The following is a 23,696-nucleotide window of genomic DNA, read 5'->3' as shown; positions in this document are numbered from 1 at the left end:
AACAACCCCGCTTGTGCTGGATGACAAGTGGATGTTTCATTTGTGACATAAACAATGATCGAATCTTTTGCTCAACTCTTTGAAGAGTCCCTGAACGCCGTTGAAACCCGTCAAGGTTCCATCGTCAAGGGTACTGTCGTTGCTATCGAGAACGGTTTCGTACTGGTTGACGCCGGTCTGAAATCCGAGTCCGCTATCCCGGCTGAAGAATTCAAAAACGCCATGGGCGAGCTGGAAATCAACGTAGGTGACTCCGTTGACGTGGCTCTGGACTCTATCGAAGATGGTTTCGGCGAAACCAAGCTGTCCCGCGAAAAAGCCAAGCGCCACGAAGCCTGGCTGCAGCTTGAGAAAGCTTACGAAGAGCAAGCTACCGTTATCGGTATCATCAACGGCAAGGTCAAGGGTGGTTTCACCGTTGAACTGAACGGCATCCGTGCCTTCCTGCCGGGTTCTCTGGTTGACGTGCGTCCGATCCGTGACACCGCTCACCTGGAAAACAAAGAACTCGAGTTCAAAGTCATCAAGCTGGACCAGAAGCGCAACAACGTTGTTGTTTCCCGTCGTGCCGTGATCGAGACCGAGAACACCTCCGAGCGCGAAAGCCTGCTGGCTAACCTGCAAGAAGGTCAAGAAGTTAAGGGTATCGTCAAGAACCTGACCGACTACGGTGCATTCGTAGATCTGGGCGGTGTTGACGGCCTGCTGCACATCACCGACATGGCGTGGAAGCGCGTTAAGCATCCTTCCGAAATCGTCAACGTTGGCGACGAGATCTCCGTCAAGGTTCTGAAGTTCGACCGCGAGCGTACCCGTGTATCCCTGGGTCTGAAGCAGCTGGGCGAAGATCCGTGGGTTGCTATCGCCAAGCGTTACCCGGAGACCACCCGTCTGTCTGGCCGCGTGACCAACCTGACCGACTACGGCTGCTTCGTTGAAATCGAAGAAGGCGTTGAAGGCCTGGTACACGTATCCGAGATGGATTGGACCAACAAGAACATCCACCCGTCCAAAGTTGTTAACGTTGGCGACGTGGTTGACGTGATGGTTCTGGACATCGACGAAGAGCGTCGTCGTATCTCCCTGGGTCTGAAGCAGTGCAAATCCAACCCGTGGCAGCTGTTTGCCGAAACTCACGCCAAAGGCGACCGTGTTTCCGGCAAGATCAAGTCCATCACTGACTTCGGTATCTTCATCGGTCTGGATGGCGGCATCGACGGTCTGGTTCACCTGTCTGACATCTCCTGGAACAACCAGGGCGAAGAAGCCGTGCGTGAATTCAAGAAAGGCGACGAGATCGAAGCCGTTGTTCTGCAAGTGGATCCGGAGCGTGAGCGCATCTCCCTGGGCGTCAAGCAGATCGAAGAAGACCCGTTCAACAAGTACCTGGCTGACAACAAGAAAGGTGCTATCGTGAAGGGTAAGGTTACCGAGGTTGATGCCAAAGGTGCCGTTATCGAACTGGCTGACGGCGTAGAAGGCTACCTGCGTGCCTCCGACGCTGCCCGTGACCGCGTAGAAGACGCCACTCTGGTGCTGTCTGTTGGTGACGAAGTTGAAGCCAAATTCATGGGCGTTGATCGTAAGAACCGCACCGTAAGCCTGTCTGTCCGCGCTAAGGACGAGGCTGACGAGCGTGTCGCTATCGACAACCTGAACCAGCAAGAAGAAGTTGTGTTCAGCAACGCTATGGCTGAAGCGTTCAAAGCCGCCAAGGGTGAGTAATCCTTGATGCAAGAAAAGGGCGGCATTGCGCCGCCCTTTTTTATCCTGGCAAAATGAATATTGCATGTGATCGGGGAAGGAGATTTAACGTTATGACCAAATCAGATCTCATCGAACAACTGGCAGCCAGCCGCATGCATATGCCGGCCAAGGATGTCGAAGCAGCCATCAAGGAGATCCTTGAACAAATGGCGTCGACCTTGCAAAACGGCGACCGGATTGAAATTCGCGGATTTGGCAGTTTTTCACTGCACTATCGTGCCCCCCGCGTGGGCCGTAACCCCAAGACCGGGGACAAGGTTGAACTGACCGGGAAATATGTCCCGCACTTCAAACCTGGCAAAGAGTTGCGCGAGCGCGTCAACACCATTGAATAATGCAAAAATGGGCATACTCGGGTATGCCTTTTTGTTTTTGGCCTTTGAACCTGTGCCAATCATCTTGTTTCTTAAACTCTTTTCCCATTCACTCTAGAGTCTGCCTGTGATTTTAAGGATAATCAGCCTCTCACTCGATACTGACAGGGAGCTCTTATGAAGCGTATTTTGGCCCTTATCCCGCTGGTGCTGGTCTTTATTCTGACCCTGGCGCTGGGTTCACAAAACGGTCAGCTGGTTCAGTTCAATTACCTGATTGCACAAGGAGAGTTCTCGCTCGCCATGCTGCTCGGGTTCTTTTTCGCCGGTGGCTTCCTCCTTGGTTGGCTGGTTTTCGGCCTGCTGTTCCTGCGTTTGAAGATGCAAAACCGCACCCTCAATCGCACCATGCGTCGTCAATCCCGCGAATTGGAGCTGGCCCGTACAGCGGGTAAGGAATAATGCTCCTCAATGCTTGAACTGCTTTTCCTGCTGTTGCCCATCGCCGCCGGTTATGGTTGGTACATGGGCCGCAGGAGTGTTCGCCAGGACACCCAAAAACAGAGTAACCAGTTTTCCCGCCAGTACGTGGCGGGTCTCAATTATTTGCTGTCCGATGAATCCGACAAGGCGGTGGATCTCTTTATCCAGCTGCTGGAGGTGGACAGCGAAACCATCGAAACTCATCTCTCCCTCGGCAACTTGTTTCGCCAGCGCGGCGAGGTCGATCGTGCCATCAAGATCCACCAGAATCTGGTCGCTCGCCAGTTGACTCGCGAACAGCGCCAGCTGGCATTGCAGGAGCTGGCCCGCGACTTTCTCGCCGCCGGCTTGCTGGATCGCGCGGAAGCCATCTGGAAAGAGCTGTGTGAAGACAGCGATTTCGAAGAGACGGCGCTCGCCCAGTTGCTCATTATCCACCAGCAGTTGCGAGAGTGGGACAAGGCCATCGATGTGGCGGTGCGCCTGCAACAGTTCCAGGGCAAGAAGCTGGCCGAGCCCATCTCCCATTTTTATTGCGAGCAGGCTGAAAACGCCCTGCGCGAAGGCAATCAAGGGGAGGCGCTGGCCAAATTCAAACGGGCCCTTGGCATCAACCCAACCTGTGCCCGCGCCAGTCTGCGGTTGGCTGAGCTGGCCATGGCTGAAGGGGAATATGAGCGGGCAAGCAAGGAACTGCTGCGGGTATTTGAACAGGATATGGATTTTGCCTCCGAAGCCATCCCCAAATTGTTGCAGTGCTACCAGCAACTGGGGCGCAGCCAGGCGCTGATCCCCATCCTCGAGAAGGCGGTAGAGGAGCATGCCGGTGTCAGCGTGACCCTGGCGCTTGCCAAGCTGGTGGAGGAGCGCGATGGCCTGAGCCAGGCCCGCGAACTGGTGTTGCGTCAGCTGCGTCGCCATCCCTCCATGAAGGGGTTCTATCAGCTGGTGGGATTTCAGCTGGCCAGTGCGGAGGAGGGGCCCGCCAAGGAGAGCCTCGAGCTGCTGCAGCAACTGGTGGGCGAGCAGATAAAAATCAAATCGACCCACAAGTGCCGCCAGTGCGGGTTTGCCACGCACTCGCTGTTCTGGCAGTGTCCATCCTGCCGCCAGTGGGGCTCCATCAAGCCAATACGGGGCCTGGATGGTGAATAAAAGAAGCAATTGAACATCTGATGTGGCGCGAATTGAGCGCCACATCTATGTCAGCAAACGGAACCTGGATCAGGGCGATGAACGCGATCCAGGAGGGTGAATAACAACTAATAGGAAGTGAGATGCTAGATCCCAAAGTACTGGTAGCGCTGGATTATCAACACGAGGCAGATGCCTTGGCGTTCGTTGACCGTATCTCTCCGGCCCAGTGCCGTCTCAAGGTGGGCAAGGAGATGTTCACCCTGTTTGGCCCGCAGTTTGTGCGCCAACTGGTGGCCAAGGGGTTCGATGTCTTTCTGGATCTGAAATTTCACGATATTCCCAACACCGTTGCCAAAGCCGTGGCCGCCAGTGCCGAGTTGGGCGTCTGGATGGTCAACGTGCATGCCAGTGGGGGCGAACGCATGATGCGTGCCGCCGTCGAGGCGCTGGCACCTTATGGTGACAAGGCGCCGCTGTTGATCGGCGTGACCGTGCTGACCAGCATGGAGCAGTCCGACATGGCCCCCATGGGGCTGGATGTGACACCAGCCGAACAGGTGATCCGCCTGGCCAAGTTGACCAAGGCGGCAGGGCTCGATGGTGTGGTGTGTTCCGCCAATGAAGCGCATGAGCTGAAAGCCTTGCTGGGGGCGGATTTTAAGCTGGTGACACCGGGGATCCGCCCAAGCGGCGCCGATGCCGGGGATCAGCGCCGGGTGATGACGCCGCGAGCGGCCGTCGAGGCGGGCTCCGATTATCTGGTCATCGGCCGTCCCATCACCCAGGCCGCCGATCCGGCAGCCATGCTGGCCAGCATCAATGCCGAGTTGAGTGCGTAATGGATACCGGGTGCAGGCCGAGCAACAGGCCTGCACCTGCTCCTATCAGATGGGATTCTATATGGACTCTGGCACCGATCAGCGTGGCGATCGGGCTCTCGCCGGCATTGTAGAAGTCCACCGCCAGTTTGATCCCCATTCCTGCCAGCATCAGCCAGCCCGAGATCCGGCGCCCGTGCCGCAGATCCTGCATGGCGCCCCACATAAACAGACCATGCAGTGAGCCGGATAGCCCCATGTACCAGTGGGTCTGCGGGCACAACCACCAGATCCCCAATCCGACGGCGCACCAGAGCAGCAGCATCAGCACAGGGAGTCTGGCGTACCCCAGGTAGTCGCGAAACAGGCTATACAGGATTGTGAGTCCACCCAGGTTGAGCAACAGGTGCCATTGATTGGTATGAACCAGATTGCCTGTTATGATCCGCCACCCTTCGCCCCGGGCGATCAGATCCCTGTCGAACGACAGCTGGAGATTGGGGACGGTAAAAAAGAGCAGCAAGCTGGCGAGAGAGAGCGTGATAACCCAGAGCCATCCGGATTTTTCTGACAACATGACACAGCCCAACAACAAGAAGAGTCGATACTGTACACGCTGTACCCGGGCCCTTAAAGCGTGCCTGTGCGATTATATCGTGCCGGTTGAAAACCAGACTCCGCTCTATATCCTGCAACACCCCAATGAAGTGGCGCATCCCAAGGGCACGGCTTCCCTGCTGGCGGCCTCTCTCAAAGGCGCCGAGCTGCATGTTGGCGAAGATTTTTCGCAAGTGGATTGGCTCAATGAGTTGCTGGCCGATCCCGCACGCCGCTGCTATCTGTTGTGGCCGGATGAGGAGGCGTTGTCACTGGCTCAACTGCGCCAGCAGTGCGAATCCGCATCGGGAGCGGCCGTGTCGGTTGTTTTTATCCTGCTCGATGGCACCTGGCGCAAGGCGTATCGCATGTTGCAGAGCAACCCCATGCTGGCCCGGCTGCCCCGCATCGGCCTGGAGGCGGTGGCAGGCCAGTACGCCATTCGCAAGAAACCCTTTCCCGACGCGTTGTCGACCCTGGAGGCGGGCTATCACCTCCTCGCCCAATGGGAAGGCACGCCCGAGCGCTATGCCCCTCTGCTCACCCTGTTCAATCAGCTCAACAGCCAGTGGCTGGCCTTTGCCGAAGGGCGCCGTCGTTAAATATCCCGAGGAGTCATCAAGATGAAAAAAGCAGTTGTGGTTTTCAGCGGTGGGCAGGACAGCACCACCTGCCTGGTGCAGGCACTGGCCCGATATGACGAGGTGCACGCCATCACGTTTGACTATGGTCAGCGCCATCGGGAAGAGATCGACACGGCCCGTCGTCTGGCCAGCCAGCTGGGCGTCGCGGCCCACAAGGTGATGGATGTGACGCTACTCAACGAACTGGCCGTCTCGGCCCTGACCCGTGACGACATTCCGGTGAGCGGCGAGCTGCAGGATAACGGCCTGCCCAACACCTTCGTGCCGGGTCGCAACATCCTGTTTCTGACCCTGGCTTCCATCTATGCCTACCAGGTGGGAGCCGAGGCGGTGATCACCGGGGTGTGCGAGACCGATTTCTCCGGCTACCCGGATTGCCGTGACGAGTTCGTCAAGGCGCTCAATCAGGCGGTGTCCCTGGGGCTGGATCGCGGCATCCGCTTTGAAACCCCCTTGATGTGGCTCGACAAGGCCGAGACCTGGGCGCTGGCGGATCACTACGGCCATCTGGAGACGGTGCGCCAGCAAACGCTCACCTGCTACAACGGCATCCCCGGCGATGGGTGCGGTACTTGCCCGGCTTGCGAATTGCGCAGCCGCGGGCTGAACCACTATCTCGCCGACAAGGCCGGCGTTACGACTCGCCTGCGCGAGAAAACCGGATTGTAAACCTGCCTCTTGCCTGTGCTTGAGGTATAATCCGCGACTTTTGCAACCAGCTGTGATCAAGATGCACTACCCAATCAACGAGATTTTCCAGACCATCCAGGGGGAGGGGGTCTTCACCGGCCTGCCCGCCATTTTCGTTCGCCTGCAGGGTTGCCCGGTGGGCTGCCCCTGGTGCGATACCCGTCATACCTGGGTGGTCGATCCTGCTCGTGAAGTGGGCGTGCAGGCGGTGCTGGATTGCTCCAACGAGTCGGATGGCTGGAGCAAGATGAGCACGGCAGAGATCCTGGCAAGTTTTCAGCAACTTGGCTATCAGGCTCGCCATGTGGTGATCACCGGGGGCGAGCCCTGCCTCTATGATCTGCATGAGCTCTCCACAGCCTTGCTGACGGCGGGTTATCAGGTGCAAATCGAAACCAGTGGCACCAGCGAGATCAAGACCCATGACGATACCTGGGTGACAGTGTCTCCGAAGATCGGCATGAAAGGGGGGCTGCCCGTACTGGTATCAGCGCTGGAGCGTGCCAACGAGATAAAGCACCCGGTGGCTACCGAACACCATATCGAAGAGCTAGATGAGCTGCTGGCCACTGCACACCTGCGGGCCGACGTGGTGATTGCGCTGCAGCCTATCAGCCAGAAGCCCAGAGCCACCCAGTTGGCGATGACGACCTGTATTGCCCGTAATTGGCGACTCTCCATCCAGACCCATAAATATCTGGATATCGATTAATATGGAGTGGCTGTCCGACGAGCGGGCGCTGCTGACGCTGGCCAATAAAATGCCCTATGGCAAATATCAGGGGCGGCGGATCATTGATATTCCGGAACCTTATCTGGTGTGGCTGGCCCGCAATGGTTTTCCGGCCGGTAAATTGGGTCAGACACTGGCCCTGGCCTACGAGATTAAGCTAAACGGGCTGGAGTCCATGATTATTCCCATTATTAACAGGATGTCGGTATGAGAATATATACGAGGCAGGGTGACAAGGGCATGACTCGCCTGGCAGATGGTGTTCGTCTGGCCAAGGATCATTTGCGCGTCGAAACCTATGGTTATATCGATGAACTCAATTCCCATATCGGGGTATTGATTTGCGAGGTACCCGCGCAAGAGACAACCTTATTGGCTGATTTGCAGTTGCTGCAGCAGGAGTTATTCGATTTGGGCGGCGAGCTGGCATTTTCCAGTGCCGCCCAGAATGCTGCCATCTGGCAAGTCAACGCTGCCTGGACTGCCCGTCTGGAGCAACAGATAGACGCTTACAGCGAGCAGCTGACCCCGCTGCGTCAATTTATACTGCCCGGGGGATCGCGCGCTGCAGCCCAGGCCCATGTGGTGCGAACCCTGGTGCGCCATTGTGAACGGCTGCTGCTGACCCTGAGCAAGGAAGAGGCCATCAACCCCGAGACCCTGCCTTATCTGAACCGGATGAGCGACTGGTTTTTTACCATCGCCCGTTACCTCTTGAGCCGGGAAGGCAAGGGGGAGGTGGTGTGGCTCAAAGCTGCCGATCGCCAGCCCTCGAATGTCTGATGGGAAAAATAATAAAAAACCTCGCCTTGGCGAGGTTTTTTATTGGATGGCATGTCATCAAATAGCGAAATCTTCCAGCGATTGGCCTGCCGCAATGGCATTGGCAATCACCGACGGCATGCGTCCCTGGCCAGTCCAGGTTTTCTCTACGCCGTTATCCTGATAACGATATTTGGCAGGACGGGGTGCCCGCTTGGTTTTTTCGGATTTGGCCGGGCTGGCTGCGACAACTTTGACCAGGTCGGCAGGATCAATACCGGCCGCTTTGAGCATTTCACTGTATTCTTCAATTTTCCGTTGATGCTCTTCGCGAGCCTGACGTTCAGCGGCCTCATCCTGCTGGCGTTCGGCTACGATAATCGAAAGTTTTTCCAAGCCCTCTTCCAGTTGTGCCAAGGATAGCTCGCGGCAAGTCGCGCGCAGGCTGCGGATATTAAGCAGTACTTTCAAGAAATCATGCATAGGATTTACCATGTAGCGTCACAAGGAAATATATATGTCGACTCTGATTCTTGCGTCTCAAATTAAATATGTCAAGGCAGTGGAAATATAACAGGAGCCTTATCCGGATAATGCTGGCAGCAATAATTGGTAGTCGGGACATTGTTCAACGGGATATCAATGGCGCCTGACTAGTTGAAAATAGCGCCAAAAAATTCAATAGCGCATCATTTGACTACCTTTTTGATGCTTGGTGACGTGTTTGTTATGGTTATTTAATCAAAAAACTTGCTATAAGCTGATGGCTGGATAAAATGTCCTGCGAATACCTTTAAGTAGAGGCGCGCTGCCTATGACTACTTGTGCGGAGGGTGATGCCGATGATGCACAAGGAAAGGAGTCAGCGCCGAAGTGGCCAGGCCATCATACCGGGCTGCTGGTTCTGCATCTAATAGGTGCAGGACTGCCATAGTCATCCACTATGGAGCGCTACCTGAAGGGGCTGAGGAGTATGACCTCCCCATGGGTTTTGTTTCTTTAGATCCTCTCGGTAGATCTCCACCTGTATCTTTAGGTGCAAAGAGATCATGGACATTAGTCATTTCGCCGACTCCGGTTGGTCTGTCGTTCCCCCCTTATTGGCTGTCGCCCTGGCGATCCTGACCCGCCGCGTCCTGCTGTCGCTCGGGGTCGGTATCCTGGCCGGCAGCCTGCTGCTCAACCAGTTTTCACCGCTCGATTCCCTGCATTACCTGCTGAACACAGTGCTCAAGATTTTCTGGGTTGATGGTGCCCTCAATAGCGACAACATTAATATGCTGTTGTTCATGCTGCTGCTGGGTGGCCTCATCAGTCTGATGAGCGTCTCCGGCGCGACCCGGGCCTTTGCCGAGTGGGCCGAACGTCGTGCCAAGACCCGCAAGGGGGCCAAGGCGCTCACCGGCATGATGGTCTTTGCCTTCTTTATCGACGACTTCTTCCACAGTCTGTCTGTGGGGGCCATCTGCCGTCCGGTGACCGACCGTTTCCAGATCTCCCGTGCCAAACTGGCCTATCTGCTCGACTCCACCGCGGCGCCGGTGTGCGTGCTGATGCCCATCTCCTCCTGGGGGGCCTACATCATCGCCCTGGTGGGCGGCATTATGGCGGCCCATGGTCTGACCGAGCAGAGCCCCATCGCCGCGTTTGTCGAGATGATCCCGATGAACCTCTATGCCGTCTTCACCCTGGTGATGGTGCTGGTGGTGATCGCATTCCAGCTCGATATCGGCCCGATGCGCCAGCATGAAGAGTGGGCGCTGGAAGGCAAGCTGTGGGATGAGTCCAAGGGCCGCCCCATCGGTCTGGACATGGAGAGCCCGGAAGAGAGCAACGGCGGCATGATCGACATGGTGCTGCCGATCCTGACCCTGACCGCCGCCACCATCTACTTCATGATTGACTCAGGTGCCGCCGTGCTGAGCGAGCAAGGGTTGCCGTTCAGCGTGCTCGGTTCGTTCGAGAACACCAACGTGGGATCCTCCCTGGTGTACGGCGCCCTGTGCAGCCTGGTGGTCTCCATAGGTCTGGCCATGCGCCTCAAGCTCGGTGCCAAGAACTGGATCAAGGCCGCGCCGCAAGGGGTAATGGCCATGCTACCGGCCATCAACATCCTGCTGTTTGCCTGGACCATCGGCGCCGTGGTGCGCGACGTGGAGACCGGCAAGTACCTGGCTTCCCTGGCCAACGGCAACCTGCCTGTCGAAGTGCTGCCTGCCGTGGTGTTCGTGCTCTCCTGCGCCATGGCGTTTGCCACCGGTACCAGCTGGGGCACCTTTGGCATCATGCTGCCGCTGGCCGGCGACATGGCCGCGGCCAGCGATGCGGCGCTGATACTGCCGATGCTGGCGGCGGTACTGGCCGGTTCTGTATTCGGCGATCACAGTTCGCCCATCTCCAGCACCAGTATCCTGTCGGCCACCGGTGCCGGTTGCCATCACATCGATCACGTGATGACCCAACTGCCCTACGCCCTCTCCATCGCGTTCGGCGCGGCGCTGGGTTACCTGGCCATGGGGTTCATGCACTCCGCTCTGGCCGGTTTCAGCATCAGTGCTCTCTGGTTTGCACTCTTTACCAGCTATCACCTGAGAAAGGCGAAAGCGCGGCCGGTGCTTGCCACCGCGTAACGTCAATAGTGCAAGGGGCCTGCGGGCCCCTTGGTTTTGTCTGGGGCTTTGGTTAGCATGCGCCCCATCAATTCAGTTTCGGAACAGTAACATGGCTTCATTGCACTACAAATTTGCCACCATGAATTCAGGCAAATCGACCCAGCTCATCCAGGCGCATTTCAACTATCTGGAGCGGGGCATGCATCCTCTGGCCATGACACCGGCGATCGACGATCGATTCGGGGTGGGCGTGATCAGCGCCCGGGTAGGGCTCGAATTGAAAGTAGAGGTGTTCAGCGACACCTGCGATCTGTTCGAGATGGTCAAGGCGCGCCATGCCGAGAAACGGATCGATGTCTTCATCGTCGACGAGGCCCAGTTCCTGACCAAAGAGCAAGTTTATCAGCTGGCGCGCATCGTCGATGAGCAGGATATTCCGGTCATCGCCTACGGCCTCAAGACCGATTTTCGTGGCGAGCTCTTCCCTGGCTCCTACCATTTGCTCTGCCTGGCGGACAAGTTTGAAGAGCTCAAAAGCATCTGCTGGTGCGGCAACAAGGCCCACATGAACTCGCGAGTGAGTGAGGCTGGGCAGGTGATGCGCGATGGCGAGCAGGTGGAGATCGGCGGCAACGATCGCTATGTGTCACTGTGCCGCAAGCACTATCTGGAAGGGCGGGCATTCAAGTAACCCCGCTTTGCGGATCCTTTGACAACAAAAGGGCGCCATGTCGGCGCCCTTTTGTTTGCCCGGGGCTCAGTCAATCTCGATATCCACCGGCGCTATGATGGGATCGGCCACCGGCAGGCGGTGGAACAGCTGGCGAAAATGATGTTGTACCCGGCCGATATCCACCAGCGACATGCCGGAGGCGAAGCCGAACCAGACGTAGAGGCCGGTGAGATCGCGAAACATGGGGGGCAGGTAGCGGGGGGCGGCGATCAGCCCCTCCAGATAGTGCTGGTAGAGCACGGGGATGTCATCCAGGGTCACCTTGCCGACAAACAGCATGGGCAGGATCTCGGGGACCCCCTCCAGCACGGCGCTGCGGATGAAGTTGACCGTCTCCACATAACCGCGCACGTAGGAGAGATCCTTGGTAAAGCAGGCGCCCCCTTCGACCATGCCACCGCGAAAGACCCGTTGGGTGATCTTGTAGGCGTCGTGCTCGCTGGCCCCCCGTTGCACGAAATGCTGGAACACCTCGAGGAAGTTGGCTCCCCGCTCGGCCATGTCGATGGCCATCACCCGATCCGAGATGCGTTTGGCCCGATCCGGGAAGGAGCTGAAGGTGAGGGTCTCGATAAGCACGGCCAACCCCTCCTGGCAGGCAGTGATACGCGGGGAGCCGGCGCTCAGCCAGGTGGCATAGGGTTGCTGACGGCCGTTGAGGGTGGTACCGACGTGCACCCAGCCCTCGTGGACCTCCAGTACCTGCAGATCGAGCTCAGAGAAACGGGCATGGGAGTTGAGCTTGATGTAATCCCCGCCGGCGGCGGCGTCCGAGACGATGCCATCGCTCAGCTTGACCTGCACGGTGCCGTCGCTGAAATAACTTGAGAGCTTGCCCTGCAGCCTGGCAACCGCGATGTCCCCCTCAAACTCCTTGGGGTAGGGGCGCACCAGATGGCGGGCGCCGGGCAGGGAGAAGATGTCGCACAATCGCTCCCCCAGCTCGCGCAGGGTCTTGCGATCCCCGCGCAGGTGATCGCTGGCCGAGCCATAGAGCAGCTGGCTGTAGCGCAGAAAGTCCGGTTGCCCGCGCTGGCGCAACATCTCGATCACCACCATGTATTGATCGACTGTCTCCTGCAAAATGCGCCCGAGATCGTCCTGGGGGCCCAGCTTTCTGCGGATCCGGTCCCTGAGCTCTTTGAGCTCCAGATACTTGTTGCGGGGATCAAAGCCGAGGGGAAGCCCCTCGTAAAAGTGCCTGTCGATAGCAGGAAGCAGCCGGCCGCCACTGGCCAGAAAGCGCTCCTGCATCTGCCGTGGCCACTTGATGGCATCCAGAATGCGGATGGGCTTTTGCAGGGCGAGCAGCTCGTCCGACAGGGATTTCAGATGCAGGCGATATTTTTCTTGGATGGTCATAGGGCCCCCTGTGGGGCAAGCGTGGCCGTGGATTGGGCTGAGTATATGCATAGCACTTGCCAAAAAGAAGCCGGCCCCGCGCCGATTGGGCGGGTGCGCTTTTGGTTGCTGGCAAATTGGTTTAGACTGCGCCCCTCGATCCCAATCTTGTCGTGGAAATAATGAATATCCCCAGCTCTGAAATGATAATGCGTTGGTTGCAGCAGGCTCGTATCGAGCACTATGTGTGTGACCAGTGCCATGGCATCCATATTGTCTCCCTGCAGTCCGTCGACGGTATTCAGGAGAGCCGGATCTTTGTCGAAGAGGAAGGGCTGCTGTTTTCATCCGAACTGGAAGTTCGTCCTTCGGCACTGCTGCCGCTGGTGGCTGAACTGGGGCGTCTCAACATGCAGTATCCCTCGCTCAAGGTTTTTCTCGATATCATCGACGACAACCTGCCGCGGCTGGTGGTCGGTCATACCGTCTTCACCAAGGCGGGGCTCAGCGTCGAGCAGTTCCTCTTGTTCGTGCAGAGCACGATCGCGGCGACCCATGAACTGGTATCCGAATGCGAGCGTTCCGGCTTCCTCAACCTGCCGGAAATCCAGGTTGCACCGGAATCTGTTCATTAATTCCGCGAACGATTCGTTTTGCAAAAAAAGCCGTTGACGCGGGCAGGGCTTTCCCCTAAATTACGCCCCGTTCCAGCGCAACGGCGCAACGAACAAGGTGTTGGCTGAACACGTTAAACAACAGACCAAAATTTGGTGAGGTGTCCGAGTGGCTGAAGGAGCACGCCTGGAAAGTGTGTATACGGCAACGTATCGAGGGTTCGAATCCCTCCCTCACCGCCAAATTGCAAAGCCCGACCTGATGGTCGGGCTTTTTGCTTTCTGGCGTTTCTCGTACTGCGCAAATCCTGGCGGGAAAACGGACAGGTGCCGGTGAGTGCACGTCATCAGGCAACCCGTCGGGCCTCGACCAGTGAAGGGGCCTGTTCACCGGCGCGGCTGAGCTTGATAAAGACCCGCGCGGTGAGCCGGGTCAGCAGCTCGTAGGGGATAGTGCCTATCTTTTCGGCCACCTGTTCCACCGGTAGCCCTTCCCCCCACAAGGTTACCTCGTCACCACTCTTGTCGCGGGCCCCGGGGCCAAGATCGACCGTGATCATGTCCATGGAGACACGACCGACTATGGGCACCCGACGACCATTGACCAGCACAGGGGTGCCCTCGGGCGCCATGCGTGGATAACCGTCCCCGTAGCCGACCGCAATCACGCCGAGGGTGGTGTCATGATGGGCCACCCAATGGCCGCCATAGCCGACGTTTTCTCCCTGCTTGCATGCCCGGGTGGCGATAAGCTGACTCTTGAGGGTCATCACCGGGCGCAGATCGTGCTCGCTGGCCAGTTGTCCACCAAACGGGGAGGCGCCATAGAGCATGATCCCGGGTCGGATCCAGTCACTGCGCGAATCCGGCCAGGCCAGGATCCCCGCCGAGTTGGCCATGGCCCGCTCGCCCGGCAGATGGGCGGTGAGGCGGTTGAACTCCGCTATCTGCAACTGGGTGGCCGGCCCATCCTGCTCATCGGACTGGCTGAAGTGGGTCATGAGATTGAAAGGCTGTACCACATTCTTGCAACGGGTGAGCCGCTCGATAAAGGCGGGCAGTTCTTCGGCGCGCAGCCCCAGCCGGTTCATCCCGGTATCGAGCTTGAGCCAGACCTTGATGGGAGCGGGCAGGTGGGCCTGCTCAAGCAGCGCTAACTGCTCCCGGGTGTGGATGGTGGTTTGCAGATCGTGGGCCGCCAGCAGGGGAAGTGCCTCTGCCGAGAAGAATCCCCCCAGCACCAGAATGGGCTTGGTGATACCGTTGGCGCGCAGTACCAGCGCCTCCTCGACTCTGGCCACCGCATAGGCATCGGCCCGGGCGAGGGCATGGGCGATCGGCAGCAGGCCATGGCCATAGGCATTGGCCTTGAGGACCGCGATGATCTTGCTGTGGGGGGCATGGCGCCGTACCACGGCAAAGTTGTGTTGCAAGGCATCCAGATCGATGCTGGCGGTAACAGTGTTCATGATGAGCCATTTCTTCCGTGAAATAGAGAAAAAGGGTTGCCCTCTATCAAGGGGCAAGGTCATTTGGCATCCCACATCCAGGGGATGTCCTGCGTGAATCTTGGTGTCGGGATAACGTCCTTATTGGCAGCCGATAGCAATTTGAATACTGATCGGCGCCTGCTGTGATAAAGGGGACTGTTATCCAGGTCGGCCTGCGAGCCTTTATTTCCTCAGTCTCTTTTGCCAGTTCAGACAGTTATGAATGTCATTTCTGGTGTATCTGACTGCTTGTGTTTTATTTATGTTATCAGTTGGTCTGTTGGTGGTAAATAAAGTGATATATTAAATCGATCTTTATGGGTTTTGTGGTTTTAAACTCCGCGTAAATTATTCGCTTGGTGGTTTGTGTCATGTTTAATGACATTGACAGCGATTTCTATCCAGCGTATCGGGTTTATCCCAGCCAGCCTGATGGCGCTGTCGGTCTATGGCGTGACAACGTGCGCAATCGACCGCTCTACGACCCGGAATTAGAGTGCGAATAGCAAATACCGAATATCGGCTGCTGACTGACGAGAGCTGCGAGCATCGCGTGCTGACGAGCCGGCCCCCGCGCTCCGGTTCGGGGCGTTGCGCAGAGAGTTGGCGCAGAGTGTGAGGGCTGAGTGCTGCGCAAGGAGAGACTACGGCCAGGGCAATGGAGGCCAGAAGGTCATTGGCGCTCGGAGCCGGCTCGGGTATAGTCCTGCGCCAACAAGATTGGTTCGGCCGGGGTAGTCAGGCTCCCTCGGGAGCAGAGCACAGCATCTTCAGCCGATACAGCCTCAAAGGATACTTAGCCCATGAAATTCAGTCCCCTGCTCGATGAGATGATGAAAGCCCTGCAGGTGCTCCCCGGGGTGGGCCCCAAGTCCGCCCAGCGCATGGCGTTCACTCTGCTTGAGCGTGAACGCAGCGGTGGCTTGCGACTGGCCCAGCTGCTCAGTCGGGCGTTGACCGAGATCGGGCACTGCAGCCACTGCCGCACCTTTACTGAAAATGATCGCTGCGATATTTGCGCCAATCCCAAGCGCGAAGAGAATGGTCTGCTGTGCGTGGTAGAGAGCCCGGCGGACGTGGCGGCCATTGAGCAGACCGGCCAGTTTTCCGGTCGCTACTTCGTGCTGATGGGCCACCTCTCGCCACTGGACGGCATTGGCCCCGAGGAACTAGGGCTGGAGATCCTGGAGCGGCGCCTGAAAGAGGAGGCTATCAGCGAGCTTATCCTCGCCACCAACCCCACCATCGAAGGGGATGCCACCGCCTGGTATATCGCCGACATGGCTCGTGCGGCCGGTGTCGAGGTGAGCCGCATCGCCCACGGGGTGCCGGTGGGGGGCGAGCTGGAGTTGGTGGATGGCACCACGCTCTCCCACTCCCTGATGGGGCGCCAGCGCCTGACTTAAGCCCGCTGGCCGCCTGTTGATGGCGACACGCATTGGCCGAAAAACCGGCAATCGAACGGAAAAAGAGGGGCGAGTGAGGCAGATTGCACACTCGCCCCTTGATATTTGATCGGCCGTCCCCATCTAGGTTGGGCGTATGTTCAACCCGATGTTTCTGAGGATTGGTCCATGACCCAAAGTGTTCATGCCGAAACCCACGGCTTTCAAACTGAAGTCAAACAACTGTTGAGCCTGATGGCCCACAGCCTCTACTCCAACAAAGAAGTATTCCTGCGCGAGCTTATCTCCAACGCCTCCGATGCGGCGGACAAGCTGCGCTTCAAGGCGCTCTCCGATGCCTCTTTGTTCGAAAACGACGGCCAGTTGCGTGTGCGCCTGGTGGTGGACAAAGAGAAGCGTACCCTGACCATCTCCGATAACGGGATCGGCATGACCCGGGATCAGGTGATCGAGCACCTGGGTACCATCGCGAAATCCGGCACCGCCGAATTTTTCAAAAACCTCTCCGGTGATCAGGGCAAGGACTCCCAGCTGATCGGTCAGTTCGGGGTGGGCTTCTACTCCGCCTTCATTGTCGCCGACAAGGTGACCGTGGTCTCCCGTGCCGCCGGCACCGAGCCGAGCCAGGGCGTACAGTGGGAATCGGAAGGGGAAGGCTCCTTTACCGTGGCTGACGTGACCAAAAAGGGTCGCGGTACCGACGTCATCCTGCACCTGCGCGCCGAAGAGGACGAGTTCCTCGACGACTGGCGCCTGCGCTCCGTGGTAGGCAAGTATTCTGACCACATCAGCGTGCCGGTGGAGATGTATAAAGAGGGCACCCCGGATCGCGAAGAAGATGGTGAGACCATCGTCGGCACCCCGGGCGAGTGGGAGCAGGTCAACCGTGCCACCGCTCTGTGGACCCGCAACCCGAAAGACATCAAGGACGAGGAGTATCAGGAGTTCTACAAGCACGTCGCCCACGACTTCGAAGATCCGCTGCTGTGGGGTCACAACCGGGTGGAAGGGGCCCAGGAGTACACCAGCCTGCTTTACGTGCCGGCCCGTGCACCGTTCGATCTCTACAACCGCGAACAGAAGCATGGCCTGAAGCTCTACGTGCAGCGCGTCTTCATCATGGACGACGCCGAACAATTTATGCCGACCTACCTGCGCTTCGTCAAAGGGGTGCTGGACTCCAACGATCTGCCGCTCAACGTGAGCCGCGAGATCCTGCAGGACAACAAGGTGACCGCCTCCCTGCGCAAGGCGTGCTCCAAGCGGGTGCTGACCATGCTCTCCAAGCTGGCCAAGGATGACGCCGAGAAGTACGCCAAATTCTGGAAAGAGTTCGGCAATGTGCTCAAAGAGGGCCCGGCCGAGGATTACGCCAACCGCGAAGAGATCGCCAAACTGCTGCGCTTTGCCAGCACCGCCGGCGAGGGCGAAGCCCAGACCGTCTCCCTCGAGGATTACGTTGGCCGCATGAAGGAAGGCCAGCAGAAGATCTACTACATCACCGCAGACTCCTATGCCGCGGCCAAGAACAGCCCGCACCTCGAGATCTTCCGCAAGAAGGGTGTCGAAGTGCTGCTGATGTGGGAGCGGGTCGACGAGTGGCTGATGAGCCACCTGACCGAGTTCGACGGCAAGCAGCTCATCTCCGTCACCCGTGGCGAGCTGGATCTCGGCGATCTGGAAGACGAAGCCTCCAAGCAGGCGCAGGAGGAGGCCGAGAAGGCCAACGCCGGCCTGGTTGAGCGGGTCAAGAAGAGCCTGGGCGAGGCGGTGAAAGAGGTGCGTGTCACCCACCGTCTGACCGACTCCCCCTCTTGCATCGTTACCGACGCCTACGGCATGAGCACCCAGATGATCAAGCTGATGCGCGCGGCCGGTCAGCCGGTGCCGGAGCAGAAGTACATTCTGGAGCTCAACCCCGACCACGCCCTGGTGAAGAAGCTCGACACCATCGAAGACGAGGCGCTGTTTGGCGAGTGGGTCACCCTGCTGCACGAACAGGCCCAGCTGGCCGAGCAGGGCGGGCTGAACGATCCGGCGAGCTTTGTCTCCCGCATCAACCGTCTGCTGCTGCAAGCCTAAGCGGCAAGCATCAACAAAAAGCCCACTGCATGCAGTGGGCTTTTTTTATATCCGCAAGGGAAAAGGCTATCGACGGTATTCGTTGTCGTAGTTCTGAATGAGGCGGCGAGTCACCTCGTGCTGGGGATCGGCGAATACCTTGAGGGTCTTGCCACGCTCCACCACGCGTCCCTCGTGCATCACCAGCACCTCGTCACTGATGTGGCTCACCACCCCCAGGTCGTTGGCCACCAGCACATAGCTGAGCCCCATGGTCTCCTGCATCTCCAGCAGCAGGTTGATGATCTGGGAGCGCACCGAGATATCCAGGGTGGAGAGTGCCTCGTCCGCCACCACGATTTTGGGGTTGAGGATGAGCGCCCGCGCCAGCGCCACCCGCTGCTGCTGACCGGCGGAGAGCATCTGGGGGTAGAAGAGGGCGTGGTCCGGCAGCATGCCCACCATGCGCAGGGTCTGGATCACCTTGTCCTGCCGCTCCTCCTCGGTCATCTCGGTGTTGAGACGCAGCGGGGTCTCCAGGATCTGGCCGACCCGGATCTTGCGGTTGAGGGAGGAGTTGGGGTCCTGGAAGATCATCCGCAGCAGCTTGCAGCGGGTCTGGTAATCGCCGTGCACCATCCGCTGGCCATTGATGGCAATCTCGCCGCCGCTGGGTTCGATCATGCCCGCCAGAATGCGCGCCAGGGTGCTCTTGCCGGAGCCTGCCTCGCCGACGATGGCCAGGGTCTGGCCCACTTCAAGGTCAAACGAGAGGGGCTTGATGGCTTCCACCGCCTGGCGCCGGAACAGGCCGGTGCGGTTCTGATAGGTCTTGCACAGGCCCCTGACCTGCAACAGGGCGGGTTCGAGTTCCTGTTGGGCCGCTTGCGGGGGAAGGTTGACGGTCAGGCTCATTTCTTGGGTTCTTCCATATTCAGCGGGAAGTGGCAACTGAACTGATGGCCCTTGATCTTGCTCATCAGCGGGGTCTGCACGCACTGCTTCTGGGCGTGGGGACAGCGGGGGCCGAGGCGACAGCCGATGGGCAGGTGTTGCAGCGGCGGAATGACCCCTGGCAGGGTTTCGAGTCGCGACTTGTGGCGCACCAGCTTGTCAAAGTCCGGGATGGATTTGAGCAGGGCGTCGGTATAGGGGTGGTGGGGGGTCTCCAGGATCTGCTCCCGGGTGCCCACCTCCACCATCTGGCCGCAGTACATCACGTTGATGGTGTCGGTCAGGTTGGCGATGGCGGCGATGTCGTTGCTGATGATAAGGATGGTGGTGTTGCCCAGCTTGTTCATCTTGTCCAGCAGCCGCAGGATCTGGGAGTGGGTGGTGGACTCCATGGCGCTGGTGGGCTCGTCGGCCACCAGCAGGCGCGGCTGGTTGGCAATCGCCATGGCGATCATCACCTTCTGGCACATGCCATCCGACAATTCGTGGGGGTAGGCGCGCATCACCTTACGGTGATCCTTGACGCCGACCCGGTGGAGCAAGGCGATGGCCTTCTTCTTGCGCCACTGGAAGCGCTGCCAGAACTGCCCCTCGAACGAGTCGGTCGGGATCGCCTCCTCAAGCTGGGTGCCTATCTCTTCGGAAGGATCGAGACAACTGATGGGGTCCTGGAAGATCATGGCTATTTCACGGCCCATGATGCGGCGCCGTTCCCGTGGGGCCATGGTCAGCAAGTCCATGTCGTTGAAGCGCATCCGGTCGGCGCGCACCGTCCAGTTGTCCTTCTGGATACCGACGATCACCTTGGCCACCAGACTCTTGCCGGAGCCGGATTCTCCCACCAGGCCGCGGATCTCTCCCTCGGCCAGGGTCAGACTCACCTTGTCCACCGCCTTGACCTTGCCCTGCGGGGTGTCAATTTCGATGGTGAGATTGCGAATATCGAGCAGGGGCATCAGTGACCTTCCTCATGACGATGTGGCACTGGGCGCGCCACGGCGCCGGTGCTGACATGGGCGTTATCGAACAGGGGCTGCATCAGTCATTCCCCTCCTTGAGTGCTTCACGAATGCCTTCTCCCACCAGGTTGGTCACCAGCACGCTGAACAGGATGGCCATGCCGGGCAGGGTCACGGTCCAGGGGGCGAGGTAGATGAGATCCCCCGAATCGCCGAGCATGGCCCCCCACTCGGGTTGTGGCGACTGGGCGCCGAGGCCGAGAAAGCCCACCGCCGAGATGTCGAGGATGGCGGCCGACAGGGTACGGGTGGTCTGGGTCACCAGGGTTTCGACGATATTGGGCAGGATGGCGAGACGCATGATCCGGAAAGGGGGCGAACCATCGAGGCGGCTTGCGGTGATGTACTCCTTTTGCATCTCGGCGTGCACCGCGTTGTAGGTGGCGCGGATGAAAGGGGGGATCAGCGCCAGCGTGATGGCGATCAGGGTGTTGAACAGGCCCGGCCCCAGGATGGCGACCACCAGGATCGCCAGCAGCAGGGAGGGGATGGAGAGCAAGGTATCGAGCAGGTGGTGCAGCACGCTCGATTTGAGCCCCTTGCTCATGCCCCCCAGGATGCCGATGGCCGAGCCCACCACCAGGGCGATGACCACCACCACCAGCGCATAACCGAAGGTGAGCCGTGCCCCCACCACCAGGCGGGAGAGCATGTCACGGCCCAGATCGTCGGTGCCGAGGAAGTAGTCGATGTTGCCCTTGTTGGACCAGGAGGGGGCCAGCAACAGGTGGGTGGGGTGCTGCTCGTCAATGCCGTAGGGTACCAGCAGCGGCCCGAACAGGGTGATGGCGATCAGCAGCAGGAAGCACCAGAGCCCCGCCATCGCCAGGGGATTGCGGCGATAGGCAGCCCAGGTCTGCTCCATGGGGGAGAGGATCTTGAGCTCGGGATAGATGTTCGATTTATCTTGCATAGGATACCTGGCTCCGGGTTACGCCATGAGCGCGTTCAATCTTGTCTGGCATATAACTCTTTGCGCCTTGCCGGATAGATAAGGGTGGTCAGCAACTCGGTGCTGACGCTGATGAAAATCACGAAACTGGCTACCACCAGGGTTGCGCCGCGAATGGCGGCGTAGTCCTGCAGGGCGATGCTGCTGATGAGCCAGCGGCCAATGCCGTGCCACTCGAACACCACCTCGGTGATCATGGCGGAGGTGAGCACGCTGCCAAGCTGCAGGCCGAGCAGGGGCAGCACCGGGGGCAGGGCATTTTTCAGACCATGGCGCCAGACGATCTGGGCCCGGGAGAGGCCGCGGCTTGCCGCCGCCTTGATGTAGTTCTGCTTCATCACGTCGATGAGGGAGCTGCGCACGTGGCGGATCACCTCGGTGGTGGGCACTACCGCCAGCACCAGGGAGGGGAGGATGAGGTGGCGCAGGGCATCGTGCAGCGCCGCCTCCCGCCAGGGTTCGTGGCTCAGCAGCACATCGATCAGGGCGATGCCGGTGATGGTGGGCACGTCATAAAGCAGGCTGATCTGGCCGGAGGCAGGCAACCAGCCGAGATCCAGCGAGAAGAGCATCACCACCAGCAGCGCCAGCCAGAACACGGGGACGGCATAGCCGATCAGTCCCGCCGTCATGATGGAGAGATCGAGCCCCCGTCCCTGATAGAGGGCGGCCAGGGTACCAAGGGGAATCCCTACCAGCAGCGAGATGGCAAAGGCCGCGAAGCAGAGGATCAGGGTGGCGGGGAAGTAGTGGCGGATCTCGTCCAGCACCGGCAGCCCGGAGACGCTGGAGAGCCCCAGATCGCCGGCCAGGATGCGGCGCAGGAAGTCGGGATAGCCGCGCCAGAAACTGAGCTCGTGGCCGATGAGGCGATACTCCAGCAGATAGGCGACCAGGGTCAGCGCCAGCAGGGTGATGAGCAGCAGGTTGATGCGACGCAAGGTGTAGAGAAACATGCTTACTCCCTGTAGGCCTGATTGAAGACGGTGCCACCAAAGGGCATCAGCTGCAGCCCTTCGATATCGCTGCGGCTGATCTGGGTGCGCAGGGCATGGGCCAGCGGAATGAGCGGCAACTGCTCGTTGAGCAGGGTCTGGGCGTAATAGTAGTTGCGCAGCCGAAACGCCAACTGGGGTGTGGTGACCGCATCGTCAAGCAACTGATCGAAGGCCGGGTTGCACCAGCGGCTGTAGTTATTGCCCCGCTCCACCGCCGAGCAGCTCAGCAGCTGGCGAAAGAAGTTGTCCGGGTCGGCGTTGTCGGCAATCCAGCCTGACAGCAGGCTGTCATACTGCCCCTTCATGAGGCGGCGCTCGATAACGGGCCAGGCCTGCTGCACTATCTTGAGCCTGATCCCCACCCTGGCGAGATCATTGCGCATCAGTTGGGCGGTCTTGATGGCATCCGGGTTGTAGGGGCGGGCGTCCGGCTGCACCAGCACCTGCATCTCGAAACCCTGCTCCAGACCCGCCTGTTTGAGCAGTAGGCGGGCCCGTTTCAGGTCCTGCTTGCGCTGGGGCAGGCTCGGGTTGTAACCCCAGGAGAGGGGCGGCAGCAGACTGTTTGCGGGCAAGCCGGTATCGAAGTAGACCGCCTGTAGCAGATTGTCGATATTGATGGCGCTGGCGATGGCCTGGCGCACCTTGATGTCGTTGAATGGCGGCTTGCGGGTATTGAGGGCCAGGAAGGCGACGTTCATCCCGGACTGGACCGACAGGTTGAGATCCGGGTGCTGCTTGATCACTGACAGCTGGCTGGCAACCGGGGTGCTCATCACGTCGCACTCGCCGGTCAGCAGTTTGGCCAGTCGCTTGGAGGATCTGGGTGTGATGTCGTAGACCAGCTGTTCAATCCTGGCCTCGCCGCCCCAGTAGCCAGGGTGGCGCAGGTAGCGGATGAACTCGTTGTGGCGGTACTCCTTGAAGCGGAAGGGGCCGGTGCCGATGGGGCGGCTGTCGAGCAGCGCCGGGGTACCGGCTTTGAGCATCTGATCGGCATATTCGGCGGAGAGGATCACCGCATAGTCGCTGGCCAGGGTGGCGAGGAAGGAGGCATTGGGCTGGTTGAGCTCGAACACCACTGTCTGCGGATCTTTCGCGTAGACCCGCTTGATCAGCTGATCCTGCCCCAGGCTGTAGAAGTAGGGATAGTCGCCGCCGGAAACCTGGTGATAGGGATGAAGGAGATCGAGCTGGCGCGCGTAGGTGAAGACCACATCTTCGGCGTTGAGGGTGCGGGTCGGCGTAAACCAGGGGGTCTGGTGAAATGTGACGCCCTGGCGCAGGGTCAGGGTATAGGTGAGGCCATCCTCGCTTATCTGCCACTTGCTCGCCAGGGCCGGCTCCAGCGTCAGGGTATTGGGGTTGACCTCCAGCAGGCGGTCATAGAGCGGACGGGCACTGGCGTCCAGCGTCACCCCCGAATTGGAGACATGGGGGTTGAAGGAGAGGGGAGAGCCCTCGGCGCAGTAAATGAGCCCGGTTTTCGAGGCCTCGGACTGCTTCTGGCAGCCGGTGACCAGCACCAGCAGGCCGAGCAGCAAGGGTTTGAGCATTCTCATTGTCTAACC

General features: G+C 59.2%; 24 protein-coding genes, 1 tRNA gene and 1 riboswitch. Of the genes, 16 read left to right on the top strand and 9 right to left on the bottom strand.

Annotation, left to right across the window (positions count from 1 at the left end; genetic code table 11):
- Nucleotides 1-54 precede the first annotated feature (54 nt).
- From rpsA to pyrF, 5 genes are all read left to right on the top strand, one after another.
- Complete coding sequence (gene rpsA, locus LA321_RS17935; RefSeq protein WP_026457387.1) at nt 55-1,725, top strand: 30S ribosomal protein S1; 1,671 nt, start codon at nt 55-57, stop codon at nt 1,723-1,725.
- Nucleotides 1,726-1,817: 92 nt separating this feature from the next.
- On the top strand, nt 1,818-2,102 hold the full coding sequence (gene ihfB / locus LA321_RS17930) for an integration host factor subunit beta (RefSeq protein WP_026457386.1): 285 nt from the start codon (nt 1,818-1,820) through the stop codon (nt 2,100-2,102).
- A 156-nt stretch (nt 2,103-2,258) separates the two neighbouring features.
- Nucleotides 2,259-2,543: a LapA family protein gene (locus LA321_RS17925; RefSeq protein WP_026457385.1), complete on the top strand. Its 285-nt coding sequence runs from the start codon at nt 2,259-2,261 to the stop codon at nt 2,541-2,543.
- 9 nt (nt 2,544-2,552) lie between these two features.
- A complete protein-coding gene (gene lapB / locus LA321_RS17920) occupies nt 2,553-3,719 on the top strand; it encodes a lipopolysaccharide assembly protein LapB (protein WP_042029265.1) in 1,167 nt (388 codons plus the stop codon).
- 122 nt (nt 3,720-3,841) lie between these two features.
- Nucleotides 3,842-4,540, top strand: a complete 699-nt coding sequence (gene pyrF, locus LA321_RS17915) for an orotidine-5'-phosphate decarboxylase (protein ID WP_042029264.1) — start codon at nt 3,842-3,844, stop codon at nt 4,538-4,540.
- Here the strand turns inward: pyrF and rrtA are convergent.
- Entirely contained in the window at nt 4,518-5,096 is a 579-nt protein-coding gene (rrtA, locus tag LA321_RS17910; RefSeq protein ID WP_042029263.1) for a rhombosortase, read from the bottom strand. The two genes, pyrF and rrtA, sit on opposite strands and share 23 nt — an antisense overlap.
- Here rrtA and LA321_RS17905 point away from each other — a divergent pair.
- The 5 genes from LA321_RS17905 to LA321_RS17885 all read left to right on the top strand — a co-directional run bounded on the left by LA321_RS17905 (nt 5,095) and on the right by LA321_RS17885 (nt 7,966).
- Nucleotides 5,095-5,718 (top strand): tRNA-uridine aminocarboxypropyltransferase, encoded by a 624-nt coding sequence (locus LA321_RS17905; protein WP_042069664.1) that lies wholly within the window; start codon nt 5,095-5,097, stop codon nt 5,716-5,718. The two genes, rrtA and LA321_RS17905, sit on opposite strands and share 2 nt — an antisense overlap.
- A 21-nt stretch (nt 5,719-5,739) precedes the next feature.
- Nucleotides 5,740-6,429: a 7-cyano-7-deazaguanine synthase QueC gene (queC, locus tag LA321_RS17900; RefSeq protein ID WP_042029261.1), complete on the top strand. Its 690-nt coding sequence runs from the start codon at nt 5,740-5,742 to the stop codon at nt 6,427-6,429.
- A gap of 61 nt (nt 6,430-6,490) precedes the next feature.
- Nucleotides 6,491-7,162, top strand: coding sequence for a 7-carboxy-7-deazaguanine synthase QueE (queE, locus tag LA321_RS17895; RefSeq protein ID WP_042070038.1), 672 nt, complete (start codon nt 6,491-6,493; stop codon nt 7,160-7,162).
- A gap of 1 nt (nt 7,163) precedes the next feature.
- A complete protein-coding gene (locus LA321_RS17890) occupies nt 7,164-7,394 on the top strand; it encodes a DUF3820 family protein (protein ID WP_042069662.1) in 231 nt (76 codons plus the stop codon).
- Complete coding sequence (locus LA321_RS17885; protein ID WP_042069661.1) at nt 7,391-7,966, top strand: cob(I)yrinic acid a,c-diamide adenosyltransferase; 576 nt, start codon at nt 7,391-7,393, stop codon at nt 7,964-7,966. Before LA321_RS17890 ends, LA321_RS17885 begins: the two co-directional genes overlap by 4 nt.
- Before the next feature lie 57 nt (nt 7,967-8,023).
- On the opposite strand, the gene LA321_RS17880 is transcribed toward LA321_RS17885, so the two are convergent.
- Nucleotides 8,024-8,428 carry an H-NS family histone-like protein gene (locus tag LA321_RS17880; RefSeq protein ID WP_042029258.1) on the bottom strand — a complete coding sequence of 135 codons (405 nt, stop codon included), beginning with the start codon at nt 8,426-8,428 and terminating at the stop codon, nt 8,024-8,026.
- 307 nt (nt 8,429-8,735) lie between these two features.
- Nucleotides 8,736-8,907, top strand: a riboswitch (Lysine riboswitch).
- A gap of 87 nt (nt 8,908-8,994) precedes the next feature.
- Between LA321_RS17880 and LA321_RS17875 the strand changes: the two genes are divergently transcribed.
- Together LA321_RS17875 and LA321_RS17870 are read left to right on the top strand one after the other, a co-directional pair.
- Entirely contained in the window at nt 8,995-10,575 is a 1,581-nt protein-coding gene (locus LA321_RS17875) for a Na+/H+ antiporter NhaC family protein (protein WP_042069660.1), read from the top strand.
- A 91-nt stretch (nt 10,576-10,666) separates the two neighbouring features.
- On the top strand, nt 10,667-11,248 hold the full coding sequence (locus LA321_RS17870; RefSeq protein WP_042069658.1) for a thymidine kinase: 582 nt from the start codon (nt 10,667-10,669) through the stop codon (nt 11,246-11,248).
- Between the two features lie 66 nt (nt 11,249-11,314).
- Here LA321_RS17870 and LA321_RS17865 read toward each other — a convergent pair whose 3' ends face one another.
- The gene (locus LA321_RS17865) at nt 11,315-12,652 is read right to left on the bottom strand and encodes a flavohemoglobin expression-modulating QEGLA motif protein (protein ID WP_042069656.1); all 1,338 of its coding nucleotides are present in this window, start codon (nt 12,650-12,652) and stop codon (nt 11,315-11,317) included.
- A gap of 188 nt (nt 12,653-12,840) precedes the next feature.
- Here LA321_RS17865 and LA321_RS17860 point away from each other — a divergent pair, with 188 nt between their 5' ends.
- Together LA321_RS17860 and LA321_RS17855 are read left to right on the top strand one after the other, a co-directional pair.
- Nucleotides 12,841-13,266, top strand: coding sequence for a type III secretion system chaperone family protein (locus LA321_RS17860; RefSeq protein ID WP_042029255.1), 426 nt, complete (start codon nt 12,841-12,843; stop codon nt 13,264-13,266).
- A 134-nt stretch (nt 13,267-13,400) separates the two neighbouring features.
- Nucleotides 13,401-13,488, top strand: a tRNA-Ser gene (locus tag LA321_RS17855).
- A 104-nt stretch (nt 13,489-13,592) separates the two neighbouring features.
- Here LA321_RS17855 and alr read toward each other — a convergent pair.
- Nucleotides 13,593-14,714: an alanine racemase gene (gene alr, locus LA321_RS17850; RefSeq protein WP_042069655.1), complete on the bottom strand. Its 1,122-nt coding sequence runs from the start codon at nt 14,712-14,714 to the stop codon at nt 13,593-13,595.
- Nucleotides 14,715-15,538: 824 nt separating this feature from the next.
- Here alr and recR point away from each other — a divergent pair.
- Nucleotides 15,539-16,141, top strand: a complete 603-nt coding sequence (gene recR, locus LA321_RS17845) for a recombination mediator RecR (protein WP_042069654.1) — start codon at nt 15,539-15,541, stop codon at nt 16,139-16,141.
- Nucleotides 16,142-16,309: 168 nt separating this feature from the next.
- Entirely contained in the window at nt 16,310-18,223 is a 1,914-nt protein-coding gene (gene htpG / locus LA321_RS17840; protein ID WP_042069653.1) for a molecular chaperone HtpG, read from the top strand.
- 66 nt (nt 18,224-18,289) lie between these two features.
- Here htpG and LA321_RS17835 read toward each other — a convergent pair whose 3' ends face one another.
- The 5 genes from LA321_RS17835 to sapA form a co-directional block, all read right to left on the bottom strand.
- A complete protein-coding gene (locus tag LA321_RS17835) occupies nt 18,290-19,117 on the bottom strand; it encodes a peptide ABC transporter ATP-binding protein (RefSeq protein WP_042069651.1) in 828 nt (275 codons plus the stop codon).
- Nucleotides 19,114-20,112, bottom strand: coding sequence for a peptide ABC transporter ATP-binding protein (locus tag LA321_RS17830; RefSeq protein ID WP_042029245.1), 999 nt, complete (start codon nt 20,110-20,112; stop codon nt 19,114-19,116). The genes LA321_RS17835 and LA321_RS17830 overlap by 4 nt, the downstream gene beginning before the upstream one ends.
- A gap of 82 nt (nt 20,113-20,194) precedes the next feature.
- Nucleotides 20,195-21,088 carry an ABC transporter permease subunit gene (locus LA321_RS17825; protein ID WP_042069650.1) on the bottom strand — a complete coding sequence of 298 codons (894 nt, stop codon included), beginning with the start codon at nt 21,086-21,088 and terminating at the stop codon, nt 20,195-20,197.
- A 35-nt stretch (nt 21,089-21,123) separates the two neighbouring features.
- Complete coding sequence (locus LA321_RS17820) at nt 21,124-22,083, bottom strand: ABC transporter permease (protein ID WP_042029243.1); 960 nt, start codon at nt 22,081-22,083, stop codon at nt 21,124-21,126.
- A 2-nt stretch (nt 22,084-22,085) separates the two neighbouring features.
- On the bottom strand, nt 22,086-23,681 hold the full coding sequence (gene sapA / locus LA321_RS17815; protein ID WP_042069649.1) for an ABC transporter substrate-binding protein SapA: 1,596 nt from the start codon (nt 23,679-23,681) through the stop codon (nt 22,086-22,088).
- Nucleotides 23,682-23,696: the final 15 nt, after the last annotated feature.

Source organism: Aeromonas enteropelogenes (genome assembly GCF_020097295.1).
Classification (GTDB): Bacteria; Pseudomonadota; Gammaproteobacteria; order Enterobacterales; family Aeromonadaceae; genus Aeromonas; species Aeromonas enteropelogenes.
Note: the sequence above shows the minus strand (reverse complement) of the source record. Positions and strands in the feature narration are given on the sequence as shown.

What these genes read in the sequence shown, in the direction of transcription:
- rpsA (WP_026457387.1), top strand. Translation starts at nt 55, where the DNA reads ATGATCGAATCTTTTGCTCAACTCTTTGAAGAGTCCCTGAACGCCGTT.
- ihfB (WP_026457386.1), top strand. Translation starts at nt 1,818, where the DNA reads ATGACCAAATCAGATCTCATCGAACAACTGGCAGCCAGCCGCATGCAT.
- LA321_RS17925 (WP_026457385.1), top strand. Translation starts at nt 2,259, where the DNA reads ATGAAGCGTATTTTGGCCCTTATCCCGCTGGTGCTGGTCTTTATTCTG.
- lapB (WP_042029265.1), top strand. Translation starts at nt 2,553, where the DNA reads ATGCTTGAACTGCTTTTCCTGCTGTTGCCCATCGCCGCCGGTTATGGT.
- pyrF (WP_042029264.1), top strand. Translation starts at nt 3,842, where the DNA reads ATGCTAGATCCCAAAGTACTGGTAGCGCTGGATTATCAACACGAGGCA.
- LA321_RS17905 (WP_042069664.1), top strand. Translation starts at nt 5,095, where the DNA reads ATGACACAGCCCAACAACAAGAAGAGTCGATACTGTACACGCTGTACC.
- rrtA (WP_042029263.1), bottom strand. Translation starts at nt 5,096, where the DNA reads ATGTTGTCAGAAAAATCCGGATGGCTCTGGGTTATCACGCTCTCTCTC.
- queC (WP_042029261.1), top strand. Translation starts at nt 5,740, where the DNA reads ATGAAAAAAGCAGTTGTGGTTTTCAGCGGTGGGCAGGACAGCACCACC.
- queE (WP_042070038.1), top strand. Translation starts at nt 6,491, where the DNA reads ATGCACTACCCAATCAACGAGATTTTCCAGACCATCCAGGGGGAGGGG.
- LA321_RS17890 (WP_042069662.1), top strand. Translation starts at nt 7,164, where the DNA reads ATGGAGTGGCTGTCCGACGAGCGGGCGCTGCTGACGCTGGCCAATAAA.
- LA321_RS17885 (WP_042069661.1), top strand. Translation starts at nt 7,391, where the DNA reads ATGAGAATATATACGAGGCAGGGTGACAAGGGCATGACTCGCCTGGCA.
- LA321_RS17880 (WP_042029258.1), bottom strand. Translation starts at nt 8,428, where the DNA reads ATGCATGATTTCTTGAAAGTACTGCTTAATATCCGCAGCCTGCGCGCG.
- LA321_RS17875 (WP_042069660.1), top strand. Translation starts at nt 8,995, where the DNA reads ATGGACATTAGTCATTTCGCCGACTCCGGTTGGTCTGTCGTTCCCCCC.
- LA321_RS17870 (WP_042069658.1), top strand. Translation starts at nt 10,667, where the DNA reads ATGGCTTCATTGCACTACAAATTTGCCACCATGAATTCAGGCAAATCG.
- LA321_RS17865 (WP_042069656.1), bottom strand. Translation starts at nt 12,652, where the DNA reads ATGACCATCCAAGAAAAATATCGCCTGCATCTGAAATCCCTGTCGGAC.
- LA321_RS17860 (WP_042029255.1), top strand. Translation starts at nt 12,841, where the DNA reads ATGCGTTGGTTGCAGCAGGCTCGTATCGAGCACTATGTGTGTGACCAG.
- alr (WP_042069655.1), bottom strand. Translation starts at nt 14,714, where the DNA reads ATGAACACTGTTACCGCCAGCATCGATCTGGATGCCTTGCAACACAAC.
- recR (WP_042069654.1), top strand. Translation starts at nt 15,539, where the DNA reads ATGAAATTCAGTCCCCTGCTCGATGAGATGATGAAAGCCCTGCAGGTG.
- htpG (WP_042069653.1), top strand. Translation starts at nt 16,310, where the DNA reads ATGACCCAAAGTGTTCATGCCGAAACCCACGGCTTTCAAACTGAAGTC.
- LA321_RS17835 (WP_042069651.1), bottom strand. Translation starts at nt 19,117, where the DNA reads ATGAGCCTGACCGTCAACCTTCCCCCGCAAGCGGCCCAACAGGAACTC.
- LA321_RS17830 (WP_042029245.1), bottom strand. Translation starts at nt 20,112, where the DNA reads ATGCCCCTGCTCGATATTCGCAATCTCACCATCGAAATTGACACCCCG.
- LA321_RS17825 (WP_042069650.1), bottom strand. Translation starts at nt 21,088, where the DNA reads ATGCAAGATAAATCGAACATCTATCCCGAGCTCAAGATCCTCTCCCCC.
- LA321_RS17820 (WP_042029243.1), bottom strand. Translation starts at nt 22,083, where the DNA reads ATGTTTCTCTACACCTTGCGTCGCATCAACCTGCTGCTCATCACCCTG.
- sapA (WP_042069649.1), bottom strand. Translation starts at nt 23,681, where the DNA reads ATGCTCAAACCCTTGCTGCTCGGCCTGCTGGTGCTGGTCACCGGCTGC.